Source organism: Mesorhizobium sp. Pch-S, from assembly GCF_004136315.1.
Lineage (GTDB): Bacteria > Pseudomonadota > Alphaproteobacteria > Rhizobiales > Rhizobiaceae > Mesorhizobium.
This window is the reverse complement of the sequence record NZ_CP029562.1, coordinates 344636-362916: the sequence shown is the minus strand read 5'-3', so window position 1 is coordinate 362916 and position 18281 is coordinate 344636. Positions and strand designations below refer to the sequence as shown.

The window sequence follows — 18281 nt, the reverse complement described above, 5'->3', positions numbered from 1 at the left end:
CGGCCATCCGCCGGTCGGCAATGCCGTAGCGGTTGATAGGGGCGATCGCGCCTTGACCTGCCGCGTCATCGCCAATAGCCAGAGCTGGCTACACGGATGGGCGAGGTTGCCGACATGAACGTTCTTCTCCTCGGTTCCGGCGGACGCGAACACGCGCTGGCCTGGAAGCTCGCCGCATCGCCGCTGCTTACCAGGCTTTACGCCGCGCCCGGCAATCCAGGCATCGCCGAGCAGGCGGAGCTCGTTGCGCTCGACATCGGCAATCATGCCGCCGTGGCTGCATTCTGCCGTGATATGAAGATCGATCTCGTCGTCGTCGGTCCGGAAGCGCCGCTGGTCGCCGGCATTGCCGACGATCTGCGCGCCGCCGGCATCCGTGTCTTCGGGCCCTCCAAGGCGGCGGCGCGTCTGGAAGGGTCGAAAGGCTTCACCAAGGATCTCTGCGCCCGCTTCAACATCCCGACTGCCGCCTACGGCCGTTTCGACAATCTCGCCGATGCGCGCGCCTATGTCGAAAAGGTCGGGGCGCCGATCGTCATCAAGGCCGACGGGCTTGCGGCCGGCAAGGGTGTTACGGTTGCCATGACTTTGCCTGAGGCGATCGAGGCGCTGAACGCCTGTTTCGACGGTTCGTTCGGCAGCGCGGGAGCCGAAGTCGTGGTCGAAGAATTCATGACCGGCGAGGAGGCGAGTTTCTTCTGCCTGTGCGATGGCACAACGGCGCTGCCCTTCGGCACGGCGCAGGACCACAAGCGCGTCGGCGATGGTGATGTCGGTCCCAATACGGGTGGCATGGGCGCCTATTCTCCGGCGCCGGTGATGACGGCTGACATGGTCGAGCGCACCATGCGCGAGATCATCGAGCCAACCATGCGCGGCATGGCCGAACTCGGGTCGCCTTTTGCCGGTGTGCTGTTCGCCGGGCTGATGATGACGGAGCAGGGTCCGCGCCTGATCGAATACAACACCCGCTTCGGCGATCCCGAATGCCAAGTGCTGATGATGCGATTGAAGGACGATCTGCTCGTGCTGCTGAACGCCGCCGCCGATGGTCAGCTCGGCCACATGTCGGTACGCTGGAGGGATGAGGCGGCACTTACGGTGGTGATGGCAGCGTCGGGCTATCCTGGTACGCCCGAAAAGGGATCAGTGATCCGCGGCATCGATGCGGCGCGGGCCGAGGGCGCCGAGGTCTTCCATGCCGGCACCGCGGTCAATGCAGGTGCTTTGGTCGCCAATGGCGGGCGCGTGCTCAATGTCTCGGCCACTGGCCGCACCGTTGGCGAGGCACAGAAGCGCGCCTACGCCGCCGTCGACCGCATCGACTGGCCGCAGGGCTTCTGTCGCCGCGACATCGGCTGGCGCGCGGTCGAGCGCGAAGAGGGGCAATGAGCGTCACCATCTACCATAACCCTGCCTGCGGCACCTCGCGCAATGCGCTGGCCATGATCCGCGCTTCCGGCGAGGAGCCCGAGATCATCGAATATCTGAAGACGCCGCCGTCGCGTGCGAGGCTGGTCGAACTGCTGCGCCTGATGGGCATGACGCCGAAGCAGCTGCTGCGTCAGAAGGATACGCCCTATGCGGAGTTGCGGCTCTATGATCCGCGCTTCAGCGACGAAGAAATCCTCAACTTCATGATGGAATACCCGATCCTCATCAACCGGCCGATCGTGGTGGCCGAAAAGGGCGTCGTTCTGGCTCGGCCCTCGGAGCGGGTGCTGGAAGTGCTCGCCAATCCCGACATCGGTGATTTCGTCAAGGAAGACGGCGAGGTGGTGCACACCTCGATCCACCGCTAGCGAGTTTCGGAAAATCAGCGGTCCGCCGGCGTGGTGGCTGCTTTGGCAGGCTTGATCGATCCTGTCGCGATCGGATCGATGCCATCTGGCGGCGTGTCCTGTGATATCAGCACAGCCTGCGTTTTTTGCCTCACTGCAGCGACATAGCCGGCTATGCCGTGCATCTGTTTTGCCACCAGCAAGGGCGGACGCCGCAACGCATTGCGCAAGGCACTCCAGCGCGCTTTCAGAGCTGCGCCGAGTTCATCCAGCGTCGGTGGCGCGGCCACTGACGCATAGGCAACGCGTTCGCCGCGCATGCCGGCCTCCCGTGACAACGGCACCGGCACGCTTGCGAGGTAGTCGACCGGTACGTCGATCAATGCACCGAACGGCCATTGGCTGCGCAATTCAGCCGCGTCCATCGGCGCGACGTTGATGTCGATGTCGTTGGGCGTCCCTGCGGCGCGGTAAGGGCAGGACAGCCGGCCGCAATTGGCCTGGGCGGCGAATTGCCAGAGCGCATAGCTGTTCCAGTGACCCTTTGGGAAACTGGCGCCGACTTCCGGCTTGTAGCGCGCATACCAGAGCGGCAGCCGCGACAGCAGGCGGTAGCGATAACGGTTGGTAGCGATGTGGCTTGCGGTGACCTCGTTGGTGTAGAGGATCGGGAAGCGACCCACGCGCCGGTGCACCTGCCGCACGAACTCTTCCGCGTCCTCCAGCGACATCCATTTTTCGGGGTCGTTGTCCTCGATGTCGAGGGCAAGCAGATCGTCGGGACCGGCTCGGCGAAATCGATGAAATTGTCGGCCTGCTCTACCGGATTGCCCGGACGGGCGAGATGATAGGCGCCCCATTCCAACCCCAGCGCCTTCGCCACCACCTTGCGTGTCTGGAAAAGCTCACGTGCCACCGCATGCCGGCGCCAGAGCGCCTTGCACAGCCGCTGCTCCGTCTCCGTGCCGGTGCAGGAATAGGGCGGCGGCATTCCGTCCGAGGCTTTGTTGATGAAGCCGACAATGCGCTTGTCGGAGGCAAGCGCGTTCCAGTCGATGGGATTGTATTCATAGGCGTCGACGACGAGCGCGCGGTCTTCTTTTTTCCAGGGTTCGGAAAAGTCCGATGCCGTGGCCGCGCCTGTCGCCGCTGCCAGGCCTGCTGCCAGCGTTGCCATGCGGAAGAACTGTCGCGTGCGGCCGTTCAAGGGCGTACCCCGCTCTCTGACGGTCGATCCTGAACGGCCATGGTTAATGAACGGTTTTCCTGCCGTTTATTGGCTAAGAAGATACGCTCATGAATGCTCGGATCTCGTCGGCCAGGTCGTCCGCGACCCTGGCCATCGGGCCAAGATGCGGTGAGCGCACCATCAGGACGTCGAGTTTCAGGTTTGCGCCTGCGACCTCGACGGGCTCGACGCCTTCGGGTTTTGTCCGGTCGAGCAAGCGCTTCGGGAAAAGCCCGAGCCCCAGTCCTTGCCGCACCAGTCCCATCTGCAGGCCGGCATCTTCGATCTCGGCGGCGACGAGCAGGGGGCGGCCCTGTTCGGCAAGGCGGCCGGCAAGGCGCCGGCGCGCGTCACAGGGCTCCGGGCTCAACACCCAGCGGCTCTGTTGCTGGGCTCCCGTTGCGATCAATGTGTGCGAGGCGATCGTCACCAGTTCTTCCTCGCCGATGGGTTGGGCTTCATGGAACCGGGATTTGTCCGACAGCAGAATTGCCGCGTCGAGCAGGCCGAGACGATGCTGTTCGGCAAGATCGGCACTCCAGCCGGATTTGAGGCGCAGCGACACCTGTGGAAAGCGGGCGACGACGGCTGCGATGCGCTCCGCCAGGCTGTGATGGGCGAGGCCATTGACGAGACCGAGGCGGAACACGCCTTCCGGCTCCGGCGCAGCGGCAATGGCCCTCAGCTTCGCGAAGCCGTCCAGGATCTCGCGGCCTCTCGCCAGGACGTCCACACCTGTCGGCGTCAGCGTCGGCGGTTTTTGCCTGCGGTCGAGAAGCTGGGCCCCCAGTGCCTGCTCAAGCCTCTGGATCTGCCGGCTGACGGCGGGCTGCGTCAGCGGCAACCGCTGCGCCACCTTCTGGATGGAGCCTTCCTCGGCAAACAGAACGAAAGTGCGCAGTTCTTCAATCATGCAGTATCAACATAATTATTTTGCATATTATGAATTTGAAGGCTGAATGACGCAAGGCCATTCTGGCGGTGTCGAAAATGGAGATACCGCTGATGAAAGCGATCGTTTTGCAGGACAGGCCAGGCGTCGAAAACCTTCGTGTCGTTGATCGACCGCAGCCGGTACCGCGCCGCCAGGAGATCCTGATCAGGGTCCGAGCCACAGCCCTCAACTATCGTGATGTCGAGATCGTCAACGGTAGCTATCACACCGTCTTCGCCTTGCCGCTCGTGCCGCTGTCGGATGGTGTCGGCGAGGTGGTTGCGATCGGTGAGGAAGTGACGCGTTTCAAGGTCGGGGATCGTGTCTGCTCGACCTTCTGGCAGCGCTGGGCAGGCGGCTCGTTCCGCATGGCAGAGCCAGCCTATCAGCGCGGCGGCCCGATCGACGGCTTGCTTGCGGACTATGCGGTGCTCGACGAACAGGCCGCGGTGCTGGCGCCGAGGAACCTCAGCGATGTCGAAGCCGCGACCTTGCCATGTGCTGCCGTGACCGCATGGCATGCGTTGGTCACTCTGGGGGCAGTGAAGGCCGGCGACACTGTTCTGGTTCAGGGCACCGGTGGCGTTGCGCTCTTTGCGCTGCTTTTCGCGAGGGCGAACGGGGCACGGGTCATCGTCACCTCGAGCAGTGACGAGAAACTGCGTCGCGCCCAGGCGTTGGGTGCCTTCGCCAGCGTCAACTACAGGCAAAACCCGGAATGGGCCGACGCTGTTCTCGATCTGACTGACGGGCGTGGCGTCGACCATGTCATCGAAGTGGGAGGACCGCGCAGCTTCGAGCAGTCGCTGAAGGCATCGGCGCGTTGCGGACAGATCAACGTCATCGGCTACCTTGGCGGCAAGGATGGCACGATCAACCCGCTCGACATCTTCAGGAAGCAGGTTCAGGTTCGCGGCATACCGGTCGGTTCCCGTGAATCTTTCGAGGCGATGGTCCGCGCGATCGAGGCATTGGACCTGAAACCGGTGATCGACCGGACGTTCAACTGGACTGAAGTGGCGGCCGCGATTCACCACCTGGAAAGTGGATCTCACTTCGGCAAGGTCGCTTTGGTGCATGAATAGGGGATACTGGCTTGCCAGGCAGAGGATATCGGCTCTGCTATCCGCCTCCCGCGACAGTAGTCTTTCGGCTCCGTTCCCGCTGAAACCTCCGCAAAATCCGCGTGACAAAGTTTGACGTTTACGTAAAAGTATATTGGTGGGCGTTGCACCATAGCACTGTTGCATTGCAACGTGGGTACGCGGCAGGATTGCGCGGCACAGAGGAGGAGACTGCATGTATCGGGCACCAGTCGCGGATATCGCCTTTACATTGAAACATGTCGCAGGGTTGAAACCCGCTCTCGATGCCGGGGCCTTCGGTGAACTCGGCGAGGATCTGGTCGATGCGGTGCTGGAAGAAGCGGGGCGTTTCGCGACGGAAGAGGTCGCGCCGCTGTACAAGATCGGCGACGAGACCGGCGCGGTGTTGAAGGACGCCGCCGTGACCATGCCGGCGGGCTGGAAGGGCCTCTACCGCCGCTGGATCGACGGCGGCTGGAACGGCCTTTCCGCTCCCGAGGAATTCGGTGGGCAGGCACTGCCGACCATGCTCGGTGTCGCTGCACTCGAGATGTGGAACTCGGCCGCGATGGCTTTCGGCATCGGTCCGACGCTGACCATGGGCGCAGTCGAGGCACTGCACAAGCACGCCTCCGACGAGCTCAAGGCAAAATACCTCGCCAAACTGGTATCGGGCGAATGGATGGGCACGATGAACCTGACGGAGCCACAGGCCGGGTCGGACCTCGCCGCATTGCGCTCCCGGGCAGAGCCTTTGGGCGACGGCACCTATCGAATCTTCGGCCAGAAGATCTTCATCACCTATGGCGAGCACGATTTCACCGACAACATCGTGCACCTGGTGCTGGCACGCCTGCCCGATGCTCCTGCCGGCACGCGCGGCATCTCGCTGTTCCTGGTTCCGAAGTTCCTGGTCAACGACGATGGTTCGCTCGGCGCCCGCAACGATGTGTTCTGCTCGGGCATCGAACACAAGCTCGGTATCCACGCCTCGCCGACATGCACGATGATCTATGGCGACGGTTTTGGAGGTGTCACGCCCGGCGCCATCGGGTGGCTGATCGGCGAGGAGAACAAGGGCCTCGCCTGCATGTTCACGATGATGAACAACGCCCGCCTCGCTGTCGGCATGCAGGGCGTGGCCGTGGCCGAAGCCGCGTACCAGAAGGCGCTTGCCTATGCCAATGAACGCAGGCAGGGCAAGGCGGCCAGCTATGCCGGCAACGGCATGGCGCCGATCGTCCATCACGCCGACGTGCAGCGCAATCTCCTCACCATGAAGGCGCTGACCGAGATCGCACGTTCGATCAGCTATTCCTGCGCGCACGCACTCGACATGGCGCATGTCGCTGAAAGCCAGGCTGCGGACCACTGGCGCGACCGTGCCAATCTGCTCACGCCACTGGCCAAGGCTTTCTCGACGGATGCCGGCGTCGATGTTGCGTCGCTCGGCGTGCAGATCCATGGCGGCATGGGTTTCATCGAGGAAACAGGAGCCGCTGCCTACTATCGCGATGCGCGCATCGCGCCGATCTACGAAGGCACCAACGGCATCCAGGCTATCGACCTGGTGACGCGCAAGTTGCCACTGGGCAGCGGCCGACATGTGCATGGCTACATCGATGAACTGAAGGCGGTAGCCGCTGATGTGCGTGCATCGAACCGCCCCGGCTTCGGTCGGACGGCGGACCTGCTCGACCGTTCGCTGGCCGATCTGACGGAAGCGACAGACTTCCTGCAGGCATGCCTTGCCGATGGTCGTCAGGAAGCCGCCCTTGCCGGCGCCACGCCATATCTCAGGCTGATTTCGCTGGCTGCGGGTGGTGCCTATCTGGCACGCGGTGCACTCGCCGCCGAGCAGCGCCTGCCACTCTGTCGTTTCTATGCCGAGAACATGCTGGGCGAAACCGCGGCGCTCAAGGAGCGGGTGCTCGGTGGCGCCGAAAGCCTGGCGGAAGCCGGCAAGGCGCTGATCTCGGCCTGACCATTTCACAACGAAGGAAGACAATCGTGACGGATCACATCGTAGTCGAGCGCCAGGGCGCGGTTCAGGTCATCCGTATGAACCGGGCCGACAAGAAGAATGCGCTCACCCGCGCCATGTACGCCGCGATGGCGGCGGCGCTGGCTGATGCGGATGCCGATCCGCAGGTGCGCGCCACTGTCTTCTTCGGCCTGCCGGGCGCATTTTCGTCCGGCAACGACCTTGCCGATTTCCTCGCCGTCGCCACCGGTGGCGAAGGTGGCCGAGAAGTGTGGGATTTCCTGCTGGCGCTGGCGCGATCGCAAAAGCCGCTGCTGTCGGGCGTTGACGGTATTGCCGTCGGCATCGGCACCACGCTCAACCTGCACTGCGACCTGACCTTCGCCACGCCGCGCACCGTCTTCCGCACGCCTTTCGTCGATCTCGGCCTTGTGCCGGAAGCGGCGTCCAGCCTGCTCGTGCCGCGCATCATCGGACGCCAGGATGCGTTCGCCCTGCTTGGGCTGGGCGAAGGCTTCTCGGCAGAGCGCGCCAAGGCAGCTGGCCTGATCTATGCCATCGTCAATGAGGATACGCTGGAGGCAGCGGTGCTTGCCAAGGCCGAGGAGATCGCGGCCAAGCCGCCGCAGGCGCTGAAAATCGCCCGAGACCTGATGTTGGGCTCGCGCGAGGAGGTCATCGCCCGCATCGAGGAAGAGGGGCGGCATTTCGGCGAGCGCCTCCAGTCCGACGAGGCCCGCGCCGCTTTCGTTGCCTTCATGAACCGCAAGAAGGCGGGCTAGCCGAGCAGATAGCCAAACATTGTGGACCTGACGATCAGCCCGAAAATCGGATTCGATTTTCGGGCTGATCCGTTGGCATCAGATCGTCTGCTTACCGGTAGGGCGAGATGCACTGCTGGCGTGGCCCGTAATTGGGCTGGAAGGTGTTGTCCGAGACCCGATAGGAGCGGTAGCGGTCGTAGCACCAGCGCACATGCGCGTTGCTGAGCCGTGCAGGGTAGGCAGGGCGATAGACAGGGCGTCCCTGGTTGGCGATCGCGCCGCCGATGATGGCGCCGGCGATGAAGGCGGCCGGCGGGAACCACATGCCGTTGTGGCGTTTCCAGCCCGGCCGCGCATCACGGTAGCCACGGTGCCCGTTGTAATAATAGCGGTTGCCGTCGCGATAGAAGCCGCGGCGGTTCTGAACCTGCAGGATGTCGCTGCCCGTTTCGACGGTCGGCCTCTGCATCGGAGCGGCCTGGCCCGGCGTCGCCGACGTGGCAAAAGCGGTGAACACAGTTGCTGCCGCGCAAAGAGTTGAAATCAGCTTTTTCATCACATTCCTCGTTCGGTTAGAAACTTCGGATGCGAGGAGCTTCGCAGCCGAGGTGTGAACCGAACCTGAACGCCTGCATTAAATATTTGTAATGTCTGGATAAACGCCTTGCCACCCGGAAATCGCAATCGATATTCCCGAAAAGGTGTGCACGCTACCATTTAACGCCTGAAACGGCCTTCGTGCCCGAACTCCTTAAGGGTGAACAAGACTCATGCCGCGCGTGCTTGTGATTATCGGGAGTGTCCGTCCGAAACGCATCGGCCCGACAATTGCGCTGTGGGTTGCAGAGATCGGCCGTGCAACCATGCCGGCCACGTTTGCTGTGACGGACTTGCGTGACTGGCCGCTGCCTATGGACGACGAACCGGGAGTGCCGGCAAGAGACGGCTACGTACAGCCGCACACGAAAGCGTGGAGCGATGAGGTCGCGGCGGCTGACGCCTTCGTGTTCGTGACGCCTCAATACAATTGGGGGTACCCTGCGCCGTTGAAGAACGCGATAGATCACCTCTATTCCGAATGGCGTGGCAAAGCCGCTGCCATCATTACCTATGGTGGGCATGGTGGCGGAAAATGCGCGGCCCAGCTTCGCGAGGTGCTAGGCGGCCTTAAGATGAGGATTGCTGAAACAATGCCCGCGTTGATGCTTCCGGTTGGACAGGTTGAGGCTAATAGCGGCGAAATCGACCCAGACACTGCCTTTCGGGGTGACAAGGTAAGCATTGGCCAGGCGATGACCCAGTTGAACGCCCTGCTCAAACCACCACAGGATTTATGATCCGCGGCATCTTGCCAGGGTGGCCATGCGCCAGCGTTTCCGCATTTTTTGGAGACGCTCTCAGTCCTCCTTTACGCGAGTTCTTACGCAAAGCCCCGTTGCGCACTTTTGCTCGGATGAATCCAGCACATCTTTGCGCAACGGGATTCGTGCCGCCTTAACGATGCTCCGCGGCAATACGAACACCGAGCCCGATCAGAAGCATTCCCGTTACACCTTCGATCGCGCGTCGCACCTTCGGCCGGCGCAGGAAGTCGCCCGCCTTGGCGATGAGCGTCGCGTAGAAGGCGAGCCATACGAAGGTCAGCACCGAAAAGACGATGCCCAGGAACAGCAGGGCCGAGAAAGTGGCGCCGCTGGCGGGCACGAACTGTGGCAAGAGGCTGGCAAAGAACACCGCCATCTTGGGGTTGCCGAGATCACTGATGATGCCTTGCCGGAAGGCGGAAAAAGCGGACAGCCGGGTGTGGGCTTGCGGCACGGCATCGCCGTGCTCGCTTGCCCCTGGCCAGAGTGCCTCGCGCAACGCCTGAATTCCAAGAAAGACCAGATATGCCGCGCCAGCATATTTGACGGCCATGAAAACCGGTTCCGAGGCGGTCAGCAAGGTGACGACACCGGCACTGGTCGCAAGCGCCCAGATCGCCTGTCCGCAGGCTATGCCGAGTGCCGTCATCAGTCCGGCGGCACGGCCGCCGAGCAAGCTGTTGCGGATCGTGATCGCGGTATCCGGTCCGGGCGTGGCGATGACGATGAACGACACCCCCAGGAATGCGAGGAACAAGGTCATTGCCGGTCTTTCCCATCGAGGATGCGACCGGCAAATCCTACACGATCCGCCTCACGCGAACAGCATCTACTCGATCCGCTCGGCCGGCATGTCGGCGCCGTTCTGATGCAGGGTCAGCCGCTTGGCCTTGCCGACATCGCCGATTTCGAAGCTTATCTGGGCGTCCACGACCTTATAGAAGAACTCGCGCTCGCTTTCGGGGAAGACTTCGATTTCGGGCTGGCCGGTTGCCTGTACCATCAGCCGGTCGCCCGCACGCCGGATCGTCAGGGTGAAATTCGGCGCCAGTTGATAGCGCCCGACGTAACGATCGTAGAGAGCGGGATCGACGGTCACAGCCACCCTGACCTTGGGCGCTTCCGCGAGCTTGGCGGTCGGGTCGAGCAGATGGCGGCCAATGTCGTCCACGCCGATCTCGGTCGATGTGTTGGACAATGCCACGACGCCGACTTTCGCCTTGACCAGGAAGCCCATGAAGGAGCGGTATCCGCCTGTGCCGCCATTGTGCCAGACCATCTCGTCGTCGCCGACCTTGGTGATCATCCAGCCAAGGCCCATTTGGGGCGCACCACTACCGCCAAGGTCGCGTCGTGTGGTCTCGCTGAGCGCGAAGGCGGCTTGCAGCCGCGTTTCCCGCTTGCCCATCGCGGCTTCCAGGAAGGTCAGCATGTCGTTGGTGCTGGAGCGTAAGGCACCGGCACCGCCCAGCGTCGGCAATTGCCAGGCCGGCACGTTTTGCAGGGATTGGTCATGGCCGGGTGTGAACCGCGCTTCCAGGGCTGGCGAAAGCGTGATGCCAGTGCTGTCCATGCCGAGTGGTTTGGTGATGCGATGGGCGATCAGACCTTCGTAGTCGGTGCCGGTGCGTGCGGCCAGCGCGTGGCCAAGCAGGCCGAAGCCAAGGTTCGAATATTCGAATTCACTGCCGATATCGCGCGGCAGCTTGTACCCGGACAAGAAGCTGTAGAGCTGCTCGATCGTGTAGTCTGCGTAGGGATCGTCCTGGTCTTTCGGCGCGAGATTGTCGGGCAGGCGCGGCAGACCGGACATGTGAACGGCCAGCTCCCTGAGCGTGATCGTCTTGCCGTCGCGCTCCGGCACCGTCACGTTGGTAGGCAGATATTTTGCCACCGGGTCATCGAGCGAGACCTCGCCTTTATCGACCATGTCGGCGAGGGCGAGCGCGGTGAAGACCTTGGTGATGGAGCCGATCTCGAAGATCGTGTCGCCGTCGACCTTACGGGCATCATTCGCACCGAAACGGCCGTATGGGACGATCCGGCGGCCATTGGTGTCGATGATGCCAACGACGATGCCGAGGCTCTGTTTTTCGACATCGATGCGCTGTTCGAGGATACGGCGGATTTCAGGGTCTGGTGGGATGGGGGACTTTTCTTGTGCCTTGGCTCCAAATTGTGTGGTGATCACGAGCAGTCCTCCCAGAGCAATTCCAGCAAAAGTGCGCAGCGGTTTTGCGTCCGGAATTGCGCGAGAACAAAGAGGTGGAGTGTTTCCGCGTTTCCGTGAAAAACGGAAACGCGCTGGTAGCAAACGCAGCATTCGTTTCTCCTGACACCCCAGTCCGTGCGGATGTGGTGGCGAGTGGCTGCGCGCGCAATGGACCAGGGAAAATTATGGGTAGAGGCGGCTCTTGTCCCAGCCGCCGTCGGCGTTGCGGCTGAACACGATGCGGTCGTGGAGCCGGAACGGGCGATCGTGCCAGAATTCGATCGTCTGCGGCACGATGCGGAAACCCGACCAATGTCCGGGGCGTGGAATATCGCCGATGGCATAGCGGGCAGTGTATTCGGCGACGGCCTTCTCCAGAGCGAATCGGCTCTCCAGCGGCCGCGATTGCTTCGAGGCCCATGCTCCGATCCGGCTGCCGCGCGGGCGCGACGCATAATAGGCATCGGCTTCCGCCTCGGACACGATCTCGACCGGGCCGCGCACGCGCACCTGGCGGCGCAGCGATTTCCAGTGGAAGCACATTGCTGCCTTCATGCTGCCCAGAATTTCGCGACCCTTTGCGCTTTCGAAATTGGTGTAGAAGACAAATCCATGGTCGTCGAAGCCTTTGAGCAGCACCATGCGCACATCCGGCATGCCGTCGGCGTCGACGGTTGCAAGCGCCACGCCATTGGGGTCGTTTGGTTCGGATTTGGAGGCATCGTCCAGCCAGGCGGCGAACAGCCGGAAAGGCTCCGCGCTCTCCGTAAAGTCACCTGTTGTTAAGACTGTCTCGTTCATAGTTTTTCCGATGTGAACTGGCCGAGGATTTGCCGATTGTCGCGCATCGCGCACATTTTTGACAGCCGGCCAGTGGGCACTTTCCTTTCGTCCTGTCTGAGGGCGGCGGCGCCTTGCGCATTGCTTGTCCTTGCTGGTTGTGGCGCCGGTGGCTTCAGCCTGGAGAAGGCGGAAGTTGATCGCTCCATCGTTACGGGCTCGATTTCGTCGGGTACGAACAACGCCATCGACACCGGCATGGCTTCCGACGAAGCAACGATCCGCAACGCAGCGTCTTCGGCAGATCTGCAGGGACTGGCCAACCAGGCTGTGCCCTGGGCCAATTCCGCAACCGGTTCCCGCGGTACCATCACCGCGCTGGCTGAGACCGGTGATGCCAGCAAGGGGCGCTGCCGCCAGTTCGACGTCTCGCGCGAAAGCTATGACGGCGTCACCATGTACAAGGGGGCGATCTGCATGACGCCTGTCGGCACCTGGAAGACGCAGGAATTCAAGGCGCTCTGATTTTCCCCGCGCCCACTGGAATTTCTTCCTATCAAGGCGCATATAGGACACAACTCTGAATTCACCCGTTCAATGAGCAGGATTGATGCGCGACCCCTATGAGGTGCTGGGAGTTGCCAGGAACGCCTCGTCCAAGGACATCAAATCGGCGTTTCGGAAACTCGCCAAGAAGCACCACCCGGACCAGAACCCGAACGACCCCAAGGCCAAGGATCGCTTTTCTGCGGCCAATCAGGCTTATGAGATTCTCGGCGATGAGAAATCGCGTGCGGCTTTCGATCGTGGCGAGATCGACGCCGACGGCAAGCCGCGCTTCCAGGGCTTCGAGAACGCTGCCGGTGGCGATCCTTTCGCCGGCTTCCGTCGCCAGCAGGGGCCGGGGGCATCGCATTTTGAGTTCCGCTCCGGCGGGGGCAGCCCCTTCGGTGAGGGGGCAGGGGATATCTTCAGCCAGATTTTTGGTGATGCCTTCAACCAGCAGCGCGCTGCTGGCGCAAATGCCGCTGGTGGTGGCGACCGCCGCAGGCAGGCGCCGGCTGGCGGCGACATCAACGTGACGCTGGACGTGACGATCGAGGAAGCCGCGAGTGCCGAGAAGGTAACCGCGATCTTCCCGGATGGCCGCAAGGTCGCGGTGAAATTGCCGGCCTATGTCGAAGATGGTCAGACCATTCGCCTCAAGGGCCAGGGCGAGCAGGGTTATGGCCAGCCGGGCGATGCGCTGGTCAAGATCAGGTTCCGACGCCACCCGCGTTACCGCATCGAGGGGCGTGACCTGCATGTCGATCTGCCGGTATCGCTGCACGACGCGGTCACTGGCGCCAAGGTGGCGGTCGAGACCCCGACCGGGCGTATTGCGCTTGCCGTGCCGGCCTGGTCGAGTTCCGACAAGGTGCTGCGCATCAAGGGACGCGGACTGCCCGAAAAGGCAGGCGGTCACGCCGATCTCTATGCCCATGTCCGCATCATGTTGCCGGAAGGCGGCGATCCGGAACTGGAAGCGCTGGTCAAGAAACAAGGCTGAACTGCGCGCATTGGAGTTCCTGGTCCAAAAGATTGGCTCAGGCAATCCATTGCGGCGAAGGGGACCGTGAGTAGCAATGCCGCTGACATTCACAGCAGCGGCACCTCTTCATGTCCACGGAAGTCATTGTTCGCCCGATCCTTCGCCAGGATTTCGATCGCTGGTTGCCGCTCTGGGAAGGCTACAACGCCTTCTATGGTCGTTCCGGTCCGACAGCGCTTGCGGAAGCGATCACGCAGATGACCTGGTCGCGGTTTTTCGATGCCTATGAGCCGGTTCATGCACTGGTGGCGGAAAGCGGCGACCGCTTGCTCGGCCTGACGCATTATCTTTTCCATCGCTCGACCACGGCCATCGAACCGAATTGCTACCTGCAGGATCTGTTCACGTCGCAGGATGCGCGCGGCAAGGGGATCGGCAAGGCGCTGATCGAGGGGGTCTATGACCGTGCCCGCGAAGCGGGTTCGAAGCGAGTGTACTGGCAGACCCACGAAACCAACCAGACGGCGATGCGGCTTTACGACCAGGTCGCCGAACGCTCCGGCTTCCTGGTCTACCGCCGGCTTTTCTGATCTCGCAGCTTCGCCGGTCGGCTAAACGCAGCCGGCAAGCAACGCCGGGCCATCTCATCATCGCTTGAAGGCGTCAAGCGCCTGTGCGATAGGGCAGTTCAAAGCGGATCACTATGCGGAGAGCGCTCATATGGTGGGTGGACAGGGCCTGATGGCCGGCAAGCGCGGCCTTATCCTTGGCGTCGCCAACAACCGTTCGATTGCCTACGGCATTGCCAAGGCGTGTGTGGATCACGGCGCGGAGATCGCGCTGACCTACCAGGGCGAGGCATTCAAGAAGCGCGTCGAGCCTTTGGCCGAGGAGCTCGGCGCCCATGTCGTCGGCCATTGCGATGTCACCGATTCGGAAAGCCTGGATACGGTGTTCGAGAATGTCGCCAAGCTGTGGGACAGGCTCGACTTTGTCGTGCACGCCATCGCCTTCTCCGACAAGGAGGAACTGACCGGCCGTTACGTCGAGACCACGCGCGACAATTTCCTGCGCACCATGGACATCTCGGTGTTTTCCTTCACGACCATTGCCAAGCGCGCCGAGCCGATGATGACAAATGGCGGTTCCATGCTGACACTGACCTATTATGGCGCCGAAAAGGTGATGCCGCACTACAACGTAATGGGTGTCGCCAAGGCCGCGCTGGAGGCATCCGTGCGTTATCTTGCCGTCGACCTCGGTGCCAAGGGCATCCGCGTCAACGCCATCTCGGCCGGACCGATCAAGACGCTTGCAGCCTCCGGCATCGGCGACTTCCGCTATATCCTGAAGTGGAACGAGTACAATGCGCCGCTGAAGCGCACGGTATCGCCCGAAGAAGTCGGCGATTCAGGCCTCTATTTCCTGTCGGACCTGTCGCGCGGCGTCACCGGAGAAATCCACCACGTCGATTCGGGCTATCACGTCGTCGGCATGAAGGCCGTCGACGCGCCGGATATCTCCGTCCTCAAGGACTGAGGCTTCCGCCCGGCATTCCAGCATCGTACCGGAGGTCGTTCGCGCGCCATGTCTGCGCTTATCTATGTCGTGCGTCACGGCCAGACCGACTGGAATGCCGAGCACCGTCTGCAAGGGCAGGCCGATACGGATCTCAACGATCTCGGCCGTCGGCAGGCATCGGAGAATGGGCGCAAGCTCGCGGATTTGATCGGCACCGCAAAGGCCGGTTTTGACTATGTCTCCAGCCCGATGCTGCGTACGCGCGAGACGATGGAGCTGTTGCGCGCGGCCATGGGACAGGAGCCGGCCGGCTATCGGACCGACGAGCGGCTTGTCGAGCTCAATTTTGGTGACTGGCAGGGTTTTACCTATCCCGAACTTGAGACCAGGTATCCGGGTGCAAGCCGTGCCCGTGGCGAAGATAAATGGGATTTCACGCCGCCGGGCGCGGGCGCGGAGAGCTATCAGAAGCTGCTGTCGCGTATCCAGCCGGTGTTCCAGGCCATGGAACGTGAGACCGTCTGCGTCACGCATGGTGGTGTGATACGTTGCCTGTTCCGGATGATTGCCGAAGCTTCGAAGGATGAAGCAGCCTCGCTGGAAATTCCGCAGGACCGGGTTCTGAGGGTGCAGGGCCGCCATCTGGAGTGGCTCTAGAGCAATTCCAGCAGACATACGCGGCGGCTTGCGTCTGGAAGTGCGTAAAAACAAAGAGCTACAGCGTAGTACAGTTCGACCGTACCGTATTGCGCATGCGCGTTTCTCCTCATTCCTGCTTCAAACAGCGGCTGGCACCGTAAGACGATGAGAATCACCTCCATCACCAACTGGGCCTACGGCATCACCGTGGTCCTGACCGCGCTTTCGGGCGGCGCCTTCATGATGTCTTCGCACAGCGCCCTCCAGGAGCGCGCTGCGGTCGAGGAACATCTGGCGCTCGATACGCTGGCCGAGGATCTTGCGCTCGGCGCCGAACTGGGAAGTGATGATGCGCGGCTCTACGTGATGCGCGGCGATGAGCGCTACCTGGAGGCGTTTCGCGCAGGGGAGAATTCGGAACGGAGCAGGGAGGCAACGGCAACCAAGCTGGCCGCCCAGGGACTGGCGCCGGGCGAAGCAGAAGCGCTGAAGGCTGTCGTTCGGGATGCGGAGGCACTGGACAAGATCGAACTGGCAGCGATCGAGGCCTTTCAGCGCGGAGACAAGACCGCTGCCCAGGAGGGTCTGTTCGGCGCGGGATACGAGCGGGTCCAGGGTGCGCTTGTCCAGACCGTCGCGCATTTTCGCGACCTGACTGCGGCGCGCACTGGAGCACAGCTTGAAGCGGCTCGCGACCGCAGCAACTGGTGGAGCCTGGTTGCCAAGATCATGCTTGCGGTCACCGGCGCGCTGTTTGTCGCTGTTCTCTACTTCGTCCTGAGGCGACGGGTGGTGAAGCCGTTGATGCAGATGACCGGGATCGTCAGCCGGCTCGCCAAGCAGGACTATACCGTCGAAGTGCCGGTTGAGCGGCGCGCCGACGAGATCGGCGAAATGAATGACGCGATCGAGATATTCCGCACGAATCTGATCGAGCGGGAGCGGCTGGATGCCGAGCAAAGGGCCGACCAGCGCACCAAGGACATGATTCTGCAAATGATGCACCGGGTGCAGGCATGCCAGAACCAGGCGGAGCTTGCCGAGGTCGTGGTTCGCTTCATTCCCGAAATATTCCCCGACCTCGCCGGAGGTCTGTACATCCTCAACGACAGCAAGACCGCGCTGACACGCGCCGGCGTATGGCTCGAACCGCAGCGTTCGGAGGCGGCATTTCCGGCCTCTGCCTGTTGGGGGCTTCGCCGCGGCCGTTCGCACGAAAGCGGGACGAAGGGCTCCGACGTTCCTTGCCGACACCTCGAGGCGTCAGGCCCGACCGCGCTCTGCATGCCGTTGACGGCCCAAGGTGACATGATCGGCCTTATCTACACCGAAGAGCGTGGAGAGAACGCGCTCGGATCCGGTGGCGCCAGGCTCTATCTTGAACTGATTGCGGAAAATGTCGGCCTTGCGATCGCAAACCTGCAGTTGCGGGAGAAGCTGATCGAGCTTGCCGTGCGCGATCCCCTGACCGGCCTGTTCAATCGTCGCTTCCTGGACGAAACGTTGCAGCAGCACGGCCAGAACCGTAGCGGCGAGCAAATAGCCTGCCTGATGGTCGACATCGATCATTTCAAGCGTTTCAATGACGAGTTCGGGCACGACGCGGGCGATCTGGTCATGCAGTATGTCGGGCAGATATTGCGTGAGACGGTAGGCCCGGCAGGCACTGCCTACCGTTTCGGCGGGGAGGAATTCACCGTGCTCCTGCCCGGGCTTGAAGAAGACCAGGCCGCAGAGCTTGCGGACGGGTTGCGTCGGAAGATCGGCGGCGCCACGCTTTCCCATTCCGGCAGGGTGCTCGGAACGGTGTCGACTTCCATCGGCGTTGCGGCATCCCCGCAGGATGGCTCGATTGAAACGCTTGTCACACGCGCCGATGCGGCCTTGCTCAAGGCAAAAGCTGCGGGCCGTAACAGGACAGTGATGGCAAGCGAAATCCAGGCCCGGCAGTAAGAGCGGGTACTGCGCGACCGGAATTCCAACAGAGAACGCCGGTGCAGCGGCATGACGCTCCGGCGCATTTCAGCTTTTACCCGGAACGCTGCAACTCTTTCTCTATTCCGCAACAAAAACCGCAGCGCACTTTCAGCGAGCTGTCGCTGGTTTGCCTTATTGGGGCAGCTCCATGTCGGTGATGACGTTCTCGCCATTGCTGACGTCATAGGCAATGACGACGTCGGTGCCGGGCTTCAAAGCTTCCAGATCCATTTCGGCATTCAGCTTGTAGGCCTTGCCGTCATCCAGCGTCAGCGTCAGGGTCTCCCTGTCGACCTTCTTGATCTTGCCTTCCGCCTGGCCCGCGAAAGCGGCAGTCACGACAAGCACGGTGGCGGCTATGGCGCCGAGCAGGGTACGCATTGATGGTCCTCATTGTTTGTTGTTGTACGCCGTTCCCATGCGGCGGCCGTGTGCGGCGACGGAAGCAAACAGAAACCAGTCGAATGTGTCAAACCTAAGT

18 protein-coding genes and 1 pseudogene are annotated in these 18281 nt (G+C 62.2%); 12 read left to right on the top strand and 7 right to left on the bottom strand.

Annotated elements, in window-relative coordinates; all coding sequences use genetic code 11:
• Window positions 1-114 precede the first annotated feature (114 nt).
• Together purD and arsC are read left to right on the top strand one after the other, a co-directional pair.
• Complete coding sequence (gene purD, locus C1M53_RS01680) at window positions 115-1392, top strand: phosphoribosylamine--glycine ligase (RefSeq protein ID WP_129410651.1); 1278 nt, start codon at window positions 115-117, stop codon at window positions 1390-1392.
• Window positions 1389-1802, top strand: a complete 414-nt coding sequence (gene arsC / locus C1M53_RS01675) for an arsenate reductase (glutaredoxin) (protein ID WP_129410650.1) — start codon at window positions 1389-1391, stop codon at window positions 1800-1802. Before purD ends, arsC begins: the two co-directional genes overlap by 4 nt.
• Window positions 1803-1816: 14 nt before the next feature.
• On the opposite strand, the pseudogene C1M53_RS01670 reads toward arsC, so the two are convergent.
• Both C1M53_RS01670 and C1M53_RS01665 read right to left on the bottom strand, forming a co-directional pair.
• Window positions 1817-2958: pseudogene (locus C1M53_RS01670) on the bottom strand (GH25 family lysozyme).
• 103 nt (window positions 2959-3061) lie between these two features.
• Window positions 3062-3922 carry a LysR family transcriptional regulator gene (locus C1M53_RS01665; RefSeq protein ID WP_129410649.1) on the bottom strand — a complete coding sequence of 287 codons (861 nt, stop codon included), beginning with the start codon at window positions 3920-3922 and terminating at the stop codon, window positions 3062-3064.
• A gap of 92 nt (window positions 3923-4014) precedes the next feature.
• On the opposite strand from C1M53_RS01665, the gene C1M53_RS01660 reads away from it, so the two are divergent.
• The 3 genes from C1M53_RS01660 to C1M53_RS01650 all read left to right on the top strand — a co-directional run bounded on the left by C1M53_RS01660 (window position 4015) and on the right by C1M53_RS01650 (window position 7794).
• Window positions 4015-5028, top strand: coding sequence for an NAD(P)-dependent alcohol dehydrogenase (locus C1M53_RS01660; RefSeq protein WP_129410648.1), 1014 nt, complete (start codon window positions 4015-4017; stop codon window positions 5026-5028).
• 214 nt (window positions 5029-5242) lie between these two features.
• Window positions 5243-7012 (top strand): acyl-CoA dehydrogenase, encoded by a 1770-nt coding sequence (locus C1M53_RS01655; RefSeq protein WP_129410647.1) that lies wholly within the window; start codon window positions 5243-5245, stop codon window positions 7010-7012.
• A gap of 26 nt (window positions 7013-7038) precedes the next feature.
• Window positions 7039-7794: a crotonase/enoyl-CoA hydratase family protein gene (locus C1M53_RS01650; RefSeq protein WP_129410646.1), complete on the top strand. Its 756-nt coding sequence runs from the start codon at window positions 7039-7041 to the stop codon at window positions 7792-7794.
• 91 nt (window positions 7795-7885) lie between these two features.
• Here C1M53_RS01650 and C1M53_RS01645 read toward each other — a convergent pair whose 3' ends face one another.
• Window positions 7886-8332: a BA14K family protein gene (locus C1M53_RS01645; protein ID WP_129410645.1), complete on the bottom strand. Its 447-nt coding sequence runs from the start codon at window positions 8330-8332 to the stop codon at window positions 7886-7888.
• A 214-nt stretch (window positions 8333-8546) separates the two neighbouring features.
• On the opposite strand from C1M53_RS01645, the gene C1M53_RS01640 reads away from it, so the two are divergent.
• Complete coding sequence (locus C1M53_RS01640; protein ID WP_129410644.1) at window positions 8547-9113, top strand: NAD(P)H-dependent oxidoreductase; 567 nt, start codon at window positions 8547-8549, stop codon at window positions 9111-9113.
• A gap of 157 nt (window positions 9114-9270) precedes the next feature.
• Here the strand turns inward: C1M53_RS01640 and C1M53_RS01635 are convergent, their stop codons facing one another.
• The 3 genes from C1M53_RS01635 to pdxH form a co-directional block, all read right to left on the bottom strand.
• Entirely contained in the window at window positions 9271-9903 is a 633-nt protein-coding gene (locus C1M53_RS01635) for a LysE family translocator (protein WP_129410643.1), read from the bottom strand.
• 66 nt (window positions 9904-9969) lie between these two features.
• Window positions 9970-11331 carry a serine hydrolase gene (locus tag C1M53_RS01630; RefSeq protein WP_207213065.1) on the bottom strand — a complete coding sequence of 454 codons (1362 nt, stop codon included), beginning with the start codon at window positions 11329-11331 and terminating at the stop codon, window positions 9970-9972.
• Window positions 11332-11535: 204 nt separating this feature from the next.
• Window positions 11536-12153 (bottom strand): pyridoxamine 5'-phosphate oxidase, encoded by a 618-nt coding sequence (pdxH, locus tag C1M53_RS01620; RefSeq protein ID WP_129410641.1) that lies wholly within the window; start codon window positions 12151-12153, stop codon window positions 11536-11538.
• A gap of 120 nt (window positions 12154-12273) precedes the next feature.
• On the opposite strand from pdxH, the gene C1M53_RS01615 reads away from it, so the two are divergent.
• The 6 genes from C1M53_RS01615 to C1M53_RS01590 all read left to right on the top strand — a co-directional run bounded on the left by C1M53_RS01615 (window position 12274) and on the right by C1M53_RS01590 (window position 17776).
• The gene (locus tag C1M53_RS01615; protein WP_245488398.1) at window positions 12274-12657 is read left to right on the top strand and encodes an RT0821/Lpp0805 family surface protein; all 384 of its coding nucleotides are present in this window, start codon (window positions 12274-12276) and stop codon (window positions 12655-12657) included.
• Between the two features lie 85 nt (window positions 12658-12742).
• Complete coding sequence (locus tag C1M53_RS01610) at window positions 12743-13681, top strand: DnaJ C-terminal domain-containing protein (protein WP_129410639.1); 939 nt, start codon at window positions 12743-12745, stop codon at window positions 13679-13681.
• 110 nt (window positions 13682-13791) lie between these two features.
• The gene (locus tag C1M53_RS01605) at window positions 13792-14253 is read left to right on the top strand and encodes a GNAT family N-acetyltransferase (protein ID WP_129410638.1); all 462 of its coding nucleotides are present in this window, start codon (window positions 13792-13794) and stop codon (window positions 14251-14253) included.
• Between the two features lie 130 nt (window positions 14254-14383).
• A complete protein-coding gene (gene fabI / locus C1M53_RS01600) occupies window positions 14384-15202 on the top strand; it encodes an enoyl-ACP reductase FabI (RefSeq protein ID WP_129410637.1) in 819 nt (272 codons plus the stop codon).
• 48 nt (window positions 15203-15250) lie between these two features.
• Window positions 15251-15841: a histidine phosphatase family protein gene (locus C1M53_RS01595; protein ID WP_129410636.1), complete on the top strand. Its 591-nt coding sequence runs from the start codon at window positions 15251-15253 to the stop codon at window positions 15839-15841.
• A 147-nt stretch (window positions 15842-15988) separates the two neighbouring features.
• Window positions 15989-17776: a diguanylate cyclase gene (locus C1M53_RS01590; RefSeq protein ID WP_129410635.1), complete on the top strand. Its 1788-nt coding sequence runs from the start codon at window positions 15989-15991 to the stop codon at window positions 17774-17776.
• Between the two features lie 156 nt (window positions 17777-17932).
• Here C1M53_RS01590 and C1M53_RS01585 read toward each other — a convergent pair whose 3' ends face one another.
• Complete coding sequence (locus C1M53_RS01585; RefSeq protein ID WP_129410634.1) at window positions 17933-18181, bottom strand: DUF1344 domain-containing protein; 249 nt, start codon at window positions 18179-18181, stop codon at window positions 17933-17935.
• Window positions 18182-18281: the final 100 nt, after the last annotated feature.